Consider the following 11,400-nt stretch of genomic DNA (forward strand, 5'->3'; position numbering starts at 1 on the left):
CATCTCTCCCTGACTCCGTCTCTCCCAAACTCCGTCTCTCCTCAATCCCGTCTCTTAAAAAAGAACCGACAACAAGCGTTGTCGGTCGGACTGGCGGCGCGTTGGCGACGGCTCAGGTCGGCGGCTCCAGGAGTTCCCGGATGACGCGACGCCGGAGCACGCGCCTTTTGATCACGTTGATCGGGACGGCGTAGGAACAGGGCGGCAGCTTTTCGTCGGCGTTGGTGCGGAGCGCGATCGCGACGACGCGGCCGTAGATGCCGAAGATCGGTCCGCCGCTCGAACCGGACTGGGACGGCATGCCGACAGTGATCTCATCGAGGCGATTCTCTTTGCCGAAAGACAGGAGATAGCCCGAGGCGATCGGGGTGTCGTCGCAGCCGACGCGGTAGAGCGGATCGTCCTTCTCGAGATCGTCGGAGTCGCCGAGCGCGGCGACCGGCAGATTCAGCGGCGGACGGCGCAGTTTGAGGACCGCGATGTCAGCCTTGTGATCGGCATAGACCAGGTCGCAGACGTGCCGCTTTCTGGCCACGACGAGCTTGCTGGTCTCGCGGTCGAGTCTCAGCCGGCGGACACGGATCTTCTTCGCGCCCCGCACGACGTGCCAGGCGGTGATCACGAGTCCGCTTTTCGAGATGACGACGCCGGCGCCGATCCAGTGTTTTTCGCTTCCGTTCACGTCGATCTCAACGGTTACGTCGACCGCTTTTTTGAACAGCGGCCACTGGGCTTTCGGTAGGCAGACGTCGGTCCCGTTTTTGCCGCAGATCTCCTCGTTGGCCGCGTTGATGATCAGCGGTCGGCCGTGGTTTTGACCGTCATCTTTGCGATCGTCGGTCATGGTGCGCCTCCGCGTGGTTGCGGTAAAAAGAGCCAGACGGCGATCAGGATGATCTCCCGCCTACTGGTTTCTTATAATATTTTCCGGATAAAAGCAAAACCGCCGGCTTTTGGGCTGGCGGCTGCATCGTTTGATCGGATCGGCGGCTAACGGCTGGGGCTGGGAGCCAGCTCCCGGCGTCCTTTGAGCGCGTCGCTCAGGGTGACCTCGTCGGCATAGCCGAGTTCGCTGCCGATGGGTAGCCCGCGCGCGAGCCGGGTCAGCTTGGCGCCGAGCGGCTGCAGCAGCCGCGACAGGTAGAGCATGGTCGTCTCGCCTTCGATCGTCGGATCGAAAGCCAGGATGATCTCGCGTGGCCGGGTCGCGCTGACGCGCCGCACCAGTTCGTTGACGGTGAGTTCGTTCGGCGTGATGCCGTCGGCCGGCGACAGCGTGCCGCCAAGGATGTGATAGCGGCCGCGGTAATCGCCGGTGTGGTCGATGGCCAGGAGATCCTGCTCGTTGGCCACGACGCAGATCAGTTCCTTGTCGCGGGCCGGATCGGAACAGATCGGGCAGGGGTCGGTCTCGGTGTAGTTACGGCAGATCGAGCAGGCCCGCAGGTTCCGGCCGATGCCGCTGATGGCCTGGGCCAGCCGTTCCCGTTCGTGCGCGTTGGATTTGAGCAGCGCGAAAGCGTAGCGTTCGGCCGTTTTGGGGCCGACGCCGGGCAGCTGCCCGAGCTCGCGCATCAGGTTCTCGATCGGTTGGGGAAATTTGGCCATCTGCAGTTTGCTATTAGCCATTGGCCATTGGACCGATCGGTCCAATGGCCAGCAGCTATTAGCTATCAGCCTAATCAGCTAGAAAGTCCGGGCATCTTGAAGTCGCCGGATTCTTTCATCTTGTCGATCATCTTGCGCTGGGCTTTTTTCAGGGCGTCGTTCAGGGCTTCTTTGATGGCGGTCTCCAGTTTATCCTTGCCGCCCGGCTGGAGCATCTCGTCGCCGATCGAGACCGAGGTCACGGACTGATTGCCGTCCATGCCAATCTTGACCTTGCCCCAGGCCGCCGATCCCTCGACGGCTTCGGAAGCGAGAGCAGTCTGCAGGGTCTTGGCCTTGTCGCGCAGATCCTTGAACTGTTTGAGTTTGCTGAACATAAGCTTGGGCCGGCACAGGGCGCCGGACCGGTAAAGTGATCAGAATTGGGGCATTTTTTCCGCGACTTTCGCGCTGGCCGGGGTTGCGGCCGGGGTCGGAGTCGCGATTTGCCGCTGGTCGAGATTGCGGAAGCTGACGCGGGCTTCGTCGAAGAACATCTTCACGACGCCGGTCGGGCCATTGCGGTGTTTGGCGACGTGGATCTCCGCGAGGTATTTCTCGTCGAGCGGCACGTCTTCGGCCTTGTAGTTGCGGTCGGCCGATTTGCGGTAGATGAAGAGCACGACGTCGGCATCCTGTTCGATGGAACCGGATTCGCGCAGGTGGGACAGTTTCGGGATGGCTGGTTTTTCGTTTTCCGTGGCGCGGGAGAGCTGGGAGAGCGCGAGCACCGGGACGTTCAGTTCGCGGGCGATGCCTTTGAGGGCGCGGGTGATCTCGGCGACTTCCTGAACGCGGTTATCGGATTTGCCGCCGCGCGATTCCATGAGCTGGATGTAGTCGATGACGATGAGTCCGAGGCCATGCTCGATCTGCAGGCGGCGCGCTTTGGTGCGGATCTCCATGATGTTCACGTTGGCCGTGTCGTCGATGTAGATCGGGGCTTCGGATAGGTTGCCAAGGGCGTGGCCGATGCGTTCGAAGTCGCCGCTCGAACCCTTGTCGTTCAGGTTGCCTGTGCGCATGCGCCAGAGATCGACGCCGGCTTCGGCGCAGATGAGGCGGTCGACGAGCTGATCCTTGGACATTTCGAGCGAGAAGATACCGACCGGGACCTTGTGCTTGGTCGCGGCCATACGAGCGATGTCGAGCGCCAAGCTGGTCTTGCCGACCGACGGGCGTGCGGCGAGGACGACGAGGTCGGAGCGCTGGAGGCCGCCGAGTTTGGCGTCGAGGTCGGTGAAGCCGGTCGGGACGCCGCGCAATTTGCCGCGCTCGCGGTGCAGTTCATCGATGCGTTCGAAAGCCGAATCCAGTGCGTCCTTGAGCGAGGTGAAGTTGGTCTTCAGGTATTTCTGTGAGACGCCGAAAAGTTTCTGTTCCGCTTTGTCGAGGACCGCGTCGATCTCGCCGTCCTCTTCGTGGCCGAGTCCGGTGATTTCCGTGGCGGCTTGCAGCAGGCGGCGCAGGGTCGCTTTCTTCTGGATGATGGCGGCGTAGTGGTGCAGATGGGCCGCGGTCGGGACGATGCTCGTGAGTTCGATCAGGTAGGCGCGGCCGCCGATCGCCTCGAGCTGGCCCTTGTCGTTCAGGCGATTGGAGAGCGACAGGATGTCGATCGGTTCGCGCTTGGCGAACAGGTCGAGGATGGCCTCGTAGATGTCGGCGTGCACCTGCCGATAAAAATCTTCCGGCCTGACCAGGTCGGCGATCTTGATGGCGGCGTCCTTGTCGATGAGGAGCGAACCCAGGAGCGATTGCTCGGCCTCCAGGTTCTGCGGCGGGATTTTTTCAGCCATAGGTATCGTTTAACAAGGTCAACTTTACTCGATGAGGCCCGAAGAGGCAATGCTGAAAAGAGGTCTGGCTGGGGTCAAACTGGTGATAAAAATGTGGACAGGTGGGGAAAGGAGTGCGGAAATGAAGGAGTGATGGAGTTATAAGGTCGTTCTCCCGCACTCCCGCACTCCCGCACTCCCGCACTCCCGCACTCCTGCACTCTCTTATAAAAAAACCGCCTTATCCCTGAGGATCAAGCGGCGAGGGCGTTCAGCGGAGATAAGACTCCAGGAACGCACAGACGTGTTCGTTCGTGAGGAAATCCAGGTGGTCGTGCGCGCAAAGAGCGTGTTCGGCGCCCGGAAATAACGCATGTTTCGCCGGGCAGGTCCAATCCTTGGTGCCGCCCACGGAAACGTAGCGCGGACCGGCGGGTAGTCCCGCGGCTGTGACTTCGGTCAGGATCTCGCTGCCCGGAAGCAGTTGGATCGCCATGTTGGCGAAATAGCCGGTGAGCAGGAAGCCGAGCGGGGTGATTGTGCCAAGGTATGGCGTGCTGTAGGTGACGAAGGTCCGGATCTTGGCCGCGAGGTCGGAGCGCTGCAAGACACGAAGCGCGGCGATTCCACCCATGCTATAGGCTAGGATGTCGACCTTGTCGTTACCGGTCCGTTCCAGGACTTCGCGCAGCGTTTTTTCGGTCAGATCCGACCGTCGTCGGATATCGCGCATGCTGCGGAAGCTGTGTGGGACGATCCAGACTTCGCGGCCGCGCTGACGGAAAAAACGTTCGGCTTTTCCGAGCGGCATCGGGATCGGGAGAGGAAAGAATCCGCCGACGATTACGAGCGGCGGAAGAATTTCGGATCGGACCGATGTGTCGGTCATGGCTAACCTCCAGGATCATCGAGTTTTGTCCAAAGAACTGCCTGACATCATTTCAATACCGTCTGGTCCGATTGTCAACGTCTCGGTCGGCGGTTCATGGTATAATCATCCGGTTATGACCAAAGAAACGAAGGACCACTGGCTGGCGGCGGCGTCGCTCACCGGCACGATCATCGGCGTCGGCATCTTCGGCGTGCCTTACGCCGTGAGCGTGGTCGGCGTCCTGCCGGCGCTGGCGTTTTTTGTCGTGCTCGGCGGCATCCAGCTCTTGCAGCATCTGTATCTCGCCGAGGTCGCCATGATCTGCCCGGACAAGCTGCGTTTTCCCGGACTCCTCGGCCGGTACGTCGGGCCGCGGGCCCGGGCTGTCGGCGGCGTGGCTAACATCTGCGGCCTGTGGGTCGGCATGGTCGCCTACGTCATCGTCGGCGGCGAGTTCCTGAGCGTGCTCCTGAAGCCGTTTCTGGGCGGCGAGACCTTTCAGTATCAGGTCGTCTGGGGCGTGCTCGGCGCGGCGGCGGTCTACTTCAGCCTCAAGGCGATCTCCCGGCTCGGCCTGCTCACCATCTCGGCGCTGATCTTCGCGTTCATCCTGATCTTCCTGCGGGCGATCCCGGCGGTCCGCGCGGCGAATTTCGCGCTGGTGGACATCAAGGACCTGTTCCTGCCGTACGGCATTTTCCTGTTCTCGCTCAGCGGTTATCCCGCGATCCTCGAGATGGAAGATGTGCTTGAAGGCCGGCACAAGAATTATCGCTCGGCCGTCGTCATCGGGACGCTCGTCGGCGCGGCGCTCACCATTGCGTTCGGCCTCGTGGTCTACGGCGTCACAGGCGCGGCCACCACAGAGGACGCTGTGTCAGGGCTCAAAGCCGTGCTCGGCGGCAATATCGCCACGCTCGCGGCGCTTCTCGGGTTCCTGGCCATCGTCAATTGTTTCCTGGACATCGGCGTCAATCTGCGCCACACGTTCCAGTATGATTATAAGATGCCGCGTCTCGCCGCCTGGGCGTTAACGGTCGGCGTGCCGTTCGCGATCTTCCTGTCCGGGAGCAAGAGCTTCACGGCGCTGGTCAGTTTCAGCGGCGCGGTCTTCGGCGGCGTCACGGCCATCCTGCTCGCAATCCTGTATATCGCCGTGACCAAACACCATCTGTCGTCGGACCGGCCGCCATTGCGTGTGCCCCTCTGGATCGCTTACGCCTCGATTATCCTTCTGGCCGCCGGCGCGGCGATCACCATCGCGCACGACGCGGCCGGCTTGCTGCGAGGTTGAATCGTTGCTTCATCATTGATCGAAAAACCGCCCTTCCGGGGGCGGTTTTGTTGATGGGAATCATCCGGGAATCCGGAATCAGCGTCTTTTGATCGCCAGCTCGACGGTGTTCCGGACGAGCATCGCGACCGTGACCGGGCCGACGCCGCCCGGGACGGGCGTGAGCCAGCCCGCGGCTTCGCGCGCGGAAACAGCTTCGACGTCGCCTGTGAGTCTGCCGTCGACGCGATTCGTGCCGACGTCAATGATGATCGCTCCGGGTTTGATCAGCGCGCCGGTCAGGAAGTTCGCGCGCCCGACGGCGATGATCACGAAATCAGCCTCGCGGCAGTGTTCAGCCAGCTTGGGGTCGTCGGGATGGAGGTATGAAGGTCTGGCGCCGGCGTCGCTCAGAGTGCGGGTCAGCGGGCGGAAAAAGATCCGGCTGTTGGCGATGACGAGAGCGTTCAGTCCGGCGAGGTCCGCGCCGGTCGATCTCGCGAGCTCGATGATCCCGGCGGCGAGTCCTGGCGTCAGGCGCGGCCGGCCGGCGTCGAGCAGCTCCAGGTTGGCGGGATGGAAGCCGTCGGCGTCTTTGGCCGGGTCGATGGCGCCGATGATCGCGTCCGCGTCGAGTCCGGCGGGCAGCGGCAGCTGGACGATAATGCCGTCGATGCCGGGATCGGCATTCAGGGACCTGACCGCCGCGAGGACCTCGTCTTGTCCGGCTGCGGCCGGCAGCAGCACTCGGCGGAAGTCGATCCCGAGTTTCGCGCACGCCTTTTCTTTCAGCGAGACGTAAAGATGCGAGGCCGGATCGTCGCCGACGAGGACCGCGGCGAGGCCGGGCCGGAATTTCAGACCCGCCAGCAGTTCAGCCGTCTCTCGGTCGAGTTTTCGCGCCACGGCTTTGCCGTCGATCATTTCGGCCGGCATATCAGTCCAGGATCAGTTCGCCGTAGATCGGGTGGGCGGCGGCGAGTTCGCGGACGCGCTTGGCGGCCGTTTCTTTGGCGAAACCGTCCTCGGGCGACTTCAGCACCCGGCCGATGAGTTTGGCCACTTCGGCGAGCTCTTCCGAGCCGAAACCGCGCGTCGTGAGGGCCGGCGTGCCGATGCGGAGACCGGACGGGTCGAGCGGCTTGCGGGTATCGAAGGGGATCAGGTTCTTGTTCGTGTAGATGCCGACGGCATCCAGCGCGGCTTCGGCGGCTTGGCCGCCCAGGCCCAGAGGCGAGAGGTCGACGAGCACCAGATGATTGTCCGTGCCGCCGCTCACGATCCGCAGTCCTTCGGCGGCGAGTCCGGCGGCGAGCGTTTTAGCGTTCGCCAGGACCTGTTTTTGATAATCAACGAAAGACGGCTCCAGCGCTTCCTTGAACGCCACGGCCTTGGCCGCGACCGCGTGGTCGAGCGGGCCGCCCTGGATCCCCGGGAAGACCGCGGAGTCGACGCGCCGGGCCAGATCTTTTTTGTCGTCCGGCCGCAGGCGATCCTCGCGCCGGCACAGGATCATCGCGCCGCGCGGTCCGCGCAGCGTCTTGTGCGTGGTCGTCGTGACGACGTCGGCGAAGGGGACGGGATCAGGATGGACGTGCGCGGCCACGAGGCCGGCGAAATGCGCCATGTCGACCATCAGGTAAGCGCCGACCTCGTCGGCGATGGCGCGGAATGCTTCGAAATCAAGATGCCGCGGATAGGCGGTGAAACCAGCGACGATGATCTTCGGTTTTTCGCGCTTGGCGATGGCGCGGACCTCGTCCATGTCGATCCGTTCCGTGTCGCGCCGGACGCCATAGGACGCGATCTTGTAGAAACGGCCGGAGAAATTGACCTTGCTGCCGTGCGTCAGGTGGCCGCCGTGCGCGAGATCGAGCGCCAGCACGGTGTCGCCGAGTTCGGCGAGCGCGAAGTAGGCGGCCAGATTCGCCTGCGAACCGGCGTGCGGCTGGACATTGGCGTGCTCGGCGCCGAAAAGCTGCCGGGCGCGCTCGATGGCCAGGTTCTCGATCACGTCGATATGCTGGTTGCCGCCGTAGTAGCGCTTGCCCGGATAGCCCTCGGAATATTTGTTGGTGAGCGGCGTGCCGAGCGCCTCGAGGACCGGCAGCGAGACGATATTCTCGGAGGCGATCATTTCCAGGCCTTCGCGCTGGCGGCGGATCTCGCCCGCGACGGCCGCGGCGACCTCCGGATCAGCAGCGTTCAGATTTTCGAGATATTTGGGCATAGAGGTTGCTGGCATCATCGCATAAATGGCGCGGTTTGAACAGGCTCGGCGGCGTCATGGCGAACCGTATAAGACAGCTTGCTTTGCGGGGCCGGCGGCGCGCGCAATAAAAAAACCGCGATCGCCAGGATCGCGGCCTCGTCGTTACCTCTCTTCGAGGCGATGCGAGCAAAGTTCTATCCATTTTTCGGTTGGACTGCGGTCGGCGAAGACGAAACAGGGGACATTGTCCGCAATGCCCTGACATTGCTCTAATCTGAGGGCGCGGCCGCTGCGGTTGATGATGGCGAATTTCAGCTCGCCAGCGGCGATGCAGGATCTGATGAGATCGTTGATCTCATAGTTGGCGACGCTACGCGGCTCAAGATCGATCTTCTCTATCCTTGGCAGATCCACGGGGTTGGCGAAGACATAGATCTGGAGCCGGCCATTGTCGGTTCCGAGGCAAAGATACAGCTTGTCCTCCGTGTGGTTTTCGAAAACGAGTTTCGTGACCGGGTTTTTCGACATGGATGATCTCTCCTCGTCTGAAAAATGTTTCAAAGGACGATCAGGATATCTGCTTGTTACTTAACATCTCAGTCTGGTCCTGTCAATCCGGCCGGCCTCGCCGGCGCAATAAAAAACCGCGGACTCAAGGGCCGCGGTCGCGTGGTCGGTCGGTTCAGTCGTCCAGCGGGTCGTCGGGCGAGCAGAACGTGAGGATCTGTCCGTCCGGCATCTTGAAGCGTCCGGGTGTGAAGCAGATCGTCTGGCCATGGTTGATGACCTCGAAGCTCAGCTTGTTGTTCGTGATGCAGGACCTGATGCGGTCGTCGATCACGTAGCTCGTGATGTGCCGCGGTTTGAACTCCCGGGCGCCGGGGGTCGGATCGTGGTAGACGTTGATCTCCAGCGTGCCGGATTTGGCTTTGATCGAAAGGTACAAAGTGTCCATCGTGCGGTTCTCGAAGTAGACTCGGGTGTGTTCGCCGCTCATGAGCGACTCCTTTTCGCGGTTGCGGTAAGAAAAAGAACGATCCCAAGGACCGGCCGCAATTTATCATTTCAGGAAAATTCCGGCAACTGCGCCGGCTGGGTCAGGGCGCGCGGCGGCCAGAAACAGACGCGCGGCGCGGTTGAAACATCGTCATTTATCGGCGCAGACTTTCAGGCCAGTCTTTTCAGCATGTAAGTGCCTTGCCGCCGATAGCCGAGCTTGCGGTAGTAGCCGCGGACGCCGACGCCGGAGATGACCGCCAGTTTCTTGTAACCGGCTTTTTTCGCGAGTCGTTCCGCTTCGGCCATGAGGCGCCGGCCGAGGCCTTTGTGCTGCGAGGCTCGCGGATCGTGTGCAGCGATCGGTACCAGATGGCCATAGGTGTGAAGTTCGCGAAGAAAAGCGGCGCCGCGGATCTCCGGCAGCAGTCCGTACAATTTTTTGCGATCAACTCCGTCTCTCCCTGACTCCGTCTCTCCCTGACTCCGTCTCTCCCTGACTCCGTCTCTCCCTGGCAACCTCAACCGGCAGAAAGCGAAGACCCCGCGCCGGCTCCGGTCTTCGAAACTCAGGAAATGCTCGAGGCCGCCCGAGGCTTCGTATTTCAGGTCGAACAGTTTCGGCGCGGCGGCGAGGAGCGCCGGGCGGTCTTTCGCGGCGTGGCCGATCTCGCGGCAGCGGAGGCAGCGGCAGCGCAGACCGCGCTCGGCCATGATCCGAGCGATGTCCTGGCGGAGGTTGGTCACGGGGTTGCCGGCTTTGATGGAAGTGGAAGGGATGTCGCGGATGAGCCGCGAGATGCGGCAGTAGGGCGGCACGCCGGTCTTGAATTCGATCAGCAGCTCCAGGAGTTTGCGGTCGGAGTAGGGGACGTAAGCGCCGCGCTTCCATTCCTGGTACAGCGCCGCTGATTCCAGCACCACGCAGGGATAGACCTTGATCATGTCCGGCCGGTAGCCGGGGTCGCTGAAGATCGTCCGCAGGTCGCGTAGATCCGAGGCCGGGGTCGCGCCGGGGAGCTGCGGCATCAGGTGGAAGTCGGTCTTGTAGCCGGCGTCCTTGAGGAGCCGTGTGGCCCGGATGACGGCGGCGGCGTCGTGGCCGCGCTGGACGCGGAGCAGCAGCCGGTCGTTGACGCTCTGCACGCCGAGTTCGACGCGGGTGCAGCCGAGCTCGCGCAGCCGGACGATCTCGGTCGGCGTGATCCGGTCCGGACGCGTTTCGAGCGTGAGTCCGATGACGCGATGGGTGGCGGTCTCGTTGATCACCTGCGCGGCGGCGAGCGTCCGCGGCGAGCGCCGGACGGTCCCGCCGAAATTATTGCAGGCGTCGAAACATCTCTTGATGAACCATTGCTGGTACTGCCAAGGATACGCCGACCAGGTGCCGCCTTTGACGATGAGTTCGATCTTGTCGGACGGGTGGCCGTTACCCTGGAGCGCCCGCAGTCGGCGCGACACTTGCCGCCAGGGATCGAAACCGGCGTCGACCGCGCGCATGGCGGCCGGTTCGTTGGCCAGGTAGCTTTTCGGCATATTCCGCTCGGTCGGGCAGTACAGGCAGCGGCCCGGGCAGGGATAGGGTTTGGTTAGGACGGTGATGATCGCGACGCCGGAGAGCGAGCGGACGTCGCGGCGGCGGAGGAGGCGATCGAGGCCGGCGTTCGCGGCGGCGGGGTCGGCCGCGATGATGGTCTCATAGGCTTGACGGAGTTCGGTCGTGGTCGGCAAACCGCGCCCGGAACCGCGGGTCAGCTCCCGTTTCAACGCCGAAAGAGCGTCCTTGTCTTGGACGCCGCGCGCCAGAGATGTTTTAATTATGGCTAGTGCCAATTCCGAGACTTTTTTCATGCGCGAAGAAACAGCCAAAAAAATAATGGATTCGGTCCGCAGCGGCTACGATACCATTGCCGGGGAGTTTGCGGCTAGTCGCAGCGATCTGCAGTGGCTGGAACTCGATGATTTCCGCCGGCGGGTGAAGAGCGGCGACCGCATCCTTGATCTCGGCTGCGGTAGCGGCCGCGTCTTCAAGCTGTTCGCCGGCGCAGCCATCGAATATGAAGGGTTGGACGTTTCTCCGGAACTCGTGGCGATCGCCCGGCGCGAGAATCAGGATCTGCTCGCGACCTTCCGCGTCGGTTCGATGCTCGCGCTGCCGTATGACGACGCGTCTTTCGATGTCGTGCTCATGATCGCTGCGCTGCATCATGTTCCCTCGCGGCGTTTCCGTCTGCAGGCCGTGCGCGAAGCAGCGCGCGTTCTTCGGCCCGGCGGGCTGCTGCTCCTGACCAACTGGGACCTGTGGAGCCACCCCAAGCGCTGGCGCTGGCTCGGGCGCAACCTGTGGCGGAAAGCGACCGGCCGCTCGGATCTCGACTGGAACGACGTGCTCGTGCCCTGGGTCCGCGGCGTCGCGGAAACGGTCTGGCGTTATTATCATCTTTTCACCCTGGCCGAACTGCGCCGGCTCTGCCGCGCCGCTGGTCTCGAGGTCGAGGAGAACGTCCGGGTCGGCGAGCGCCGGCGCGGCGGCGCCGCGAATCTGAAGACCGTCTGCCGCAAACCGCTCGGCTGAACCGGTCCGGCCGGTCCCTGATTTGACAGGACCGGTCTTTTGTTGCTC

Annotated in this window: 12 protein-coding genes; 2 read left to right on the forward strand and 10 right to left on the reverse strand. The window is 62.8% G+C overall.

Annotation, left to right across the window (positions count from 1 at the left end; translation table 11 throughout):
- Positions 1-112 precede the first annotated feature (112 nt).
- The 5 genes from WCT10_01315 to WCT10_01335 form a co-directional block, all read right to left on the reverse strand.
- Positions 113-844 carry a serine protease gene (locus tag WCT10_01315; protein ID MFA6603462.1) on the reverse strand — a complete coding sequence of 244 codons (732 nt, stop codon included), beginning with the start codon at positions 842-844 and terminating at the stop codon, positions 113-115.
- A 146-nt stretch (positions 845-990) separates the two neighbouring features.
- Complete coding sequence (recR, locus tag WCT10_01320) at positions 991-1,629, reverse strand: recombination mediator RecR (protein MFA6603463.1); 639 nt, start codon at positions 1,627-1,629, stop codon at positions 991-993.
- 53 nt (positions 1,630-1,682) lie between these two features.
- Entirely contained in the window at positions 1,683-1,985 is a 303-nt protein-coding gene (locus WCT10_01325; GenBank protein ID MFA6603464.1) for a YbaB/EbfC family nucleoid-associated protein, read from the reverse strand.
- Between the two features lie 39 nt (positions 1,986-2,024).
- Entirely contained in the window at positions 2,025-3,446 is a 1,422-nt protein-coding gene (dnaB, locus tag WCT10_01330) for a replicative DNA helicase (protein ID MFA6603465.1), read from the reverse strand.
- A gap of 250 nt (positions 3,447-3,696) precedes the next feature.
- Positions 3,697-4,314, reverse strand: coding sequence for a hypothetical protein (locus WCT10_01335; GenBank protein ID MFA6603466.1), 618 nt, complete (start codon positions 4,312-4,314; stop codon positions 3,697-3,699).
- Between the two features lie 115 nt (positions 4,315-4,429).
- Between WCT10_01335 and WCT10_01340 the strand changes: the two genes are divergently transcribed.
- A complete protein-coding gene (locus WCT10_01340) occupies positions 4,430-5,590 on the forward strand; it encodes an aromatic amino acid transport family protein (protein ID MFA6603467.1) in 1,161 nt (386 codons plus the stop codon).
- 78 nt (positions 5,591-5,668) lie between these two features.
- Here the strand turns inward: WCT10_01340 and WCT10_01345 are convergent, their stop codons facing one another.
- From WCT10_01345 to WCT10_01365, 5 genes are all read right to left on the reverse strand, one after another.
- Complete coding sequence (locus tag WCT10_01345) at positions 5,669-6,505, reverse strand: bifunctional 5,10-methylenetetrahydrofolate dehydrogenase/5,10-methenyltetrahydrofolate cyclohydrolase (protein MFA6603468.1); 837 nt, start codon at positions 6,503-6,505, stop codon at positions 5,669-5,671.
- A gap of 1 nt (position 6,506) precedes the next feature.
- Positions 6,507-7,799 (reverse strand): serine hydroxymethyltransferase, encoded by a 1,293-nt coding sequence (gene glyA / locus WCT10_01350; protein MFA6603469.1) that lies wholly within the window; start codon positions 7,797-7,799, stop codon positions 6,507-6,509.
- 144 nt (positions 7,800-7,943) lie between these two features.
- Positions 7,944-8,309 carry a hypothetical protein gene (locus tag WCT10_01355; GenBank protein ID MFA6603470.1) on the reverse strand — a complete coding sequence of 122 codons (366 nt, stop codon included), beginning with the start codon at positions 8,307-8,309 and terminating at the stop codon, positions 7,944-7,946.
- Between the two features lie 154 nt (positions 8,310-8,463).
- The gene (locus WCT10_01360; GenBank protein MFA6603471.1) at positions 8,464-8,778 is read right to left on the reverse strand and encodes a hypothetical protein; all 315 of its coding nucleotides are present in this window, start codon (positions 8,776-8,778) and stop codon (positions 8,464-8,466) included.
- Between the two features lie 170 nt (positions 8,779-8,948).
- Positions 8,949-10,628, reverse strand: a complete 1,680-nt coding sequence (locus WCT10_01365) for a tRNA uridine(34) 5-carboxymethylaminomethyl modification radical SAM/GNAT enzyme Elp3 (GenBank protein MFA6603472.1) — start codon at positions 10,626-10,628, stop codon at positions 8,949-8,951.
- Between WCT10_01365 and WCT10_01370 the strand changes: the two genes are divergently transcribed.
- Positions 10,597-11,352: a class I SAM-dependent methyltransferase gene (locus WCT10_01370; GenBank protein ID MFA6603473.1), complete on the forward strand. Its 756-nt coding sequence runs from the start codon at positions 10,597-10,599 to the stop codon at positions 11,350-11,352. The two genes, WCT10_01365 and WCT10_01370, sit on opposite strands and share 32 nt — an antisense overlap.
- Positions 11,353-11,400 lie beyond the last annotated feature (48 nt).

It is taken from the genome of Patescibacteria group bacterium, assembly GCA_041667185.1.
In the GTDB taxonomy this organism is placed as follows: Bacteria; Patescibacteriota; Patescibacteriia; order SG8-24; family SG8-24; genus JBAYFM01.

What these genes read in the sequence shown, in the direction of transcription:
- WCT10_01370 (MFA6603473.1), top strand. Translation starts at nt 10,597, where the DNA reads ATGGCTAGTGCCAATTCCGAGACTTTTTTCATGCGCGAAGAAACAGCC.
- dnaB (MFA6603465.1), bottom strand. Translation starts at nt 3,446, where the DNA reads ATGGCTGAAAAAATCCCGCCGCAGAACCTGGAGGCCGAGCAATCGCTC.
- glyA (MFA6603469.1), bottom strand. Translation starts at nt 7,799, where the DNA reads ATGCCCAAATATCTCGAAAATCTGAACGCTGCTGATCCGGAGGTCGCC.
- WCT10_01315 (MFA6603462.1), bottom strand. Translation starts at nt 844, where the DNA reads ATGACCGACGATCGCAAAGATGACGGTCAAAACCACGGCCGACCGCTG.
- WCT10_01325 (MFA6603464.1), bottom strand. Translation starts at nt 1,985, where the DNA reads ATGTTCAGCAAACTCAAACAGTTCAAGGATCTGCGCGACAAGGCCAAG.
- WCT10_01345 (MFA6603468.1), bottom strand. Translation starts at nt 6,505, where the DNA reads ATGCCGGCCGAAATGATCGACGGCAAAGCCGTGGCGCGAAAACTCGAC.
- WCT10_01365 (MFA6603472.1), bottom strand. Translation starts at nt 10,628, where the DNA reads ATGAAAAAAGTCTCGGAATTGGCACTAGCCATAATTAAAACATCTCTG.
- WCT10_01360 (MFA6603471.1), bottom strand. Translation starts at nt 8,778, where the DNA reads ATGAGCGGCGAACACACCCGAGTCTACTTCGAGAACCGCACGATGGAC.
- recR (MFA6603463.1), bottom strand. Translation starts at nt 1,629, where the DNA reads ATGGCTAATAGCAAACTGCAGATGGCCAAATTTCCCCAACCGATCGAG.
- WCT10_01355 (MFA6603470.1), bottom strand. Translation starts at nt 8,309, where the DNA reads ATGTCGAAAAACCCGGTCACGAAACTCGTTTTCGAAAACCACACGGAG.
- WCT10_01340 (MFA6603467.1), top strand. Translation starts at nt 4,430, where the DNA reads ATGACCAAAGAAACGAAGGACCACTGGCTGGCGGCGGCGTCGCTCACC.
- WCT10_01335 (MFA6603466.1), bottom strand. Translation starts at nt 4,314, where the DNA reads ATGACCGACACATCGGTCCGATCCGAAATTCTTCCGCCGCTCGTAATC.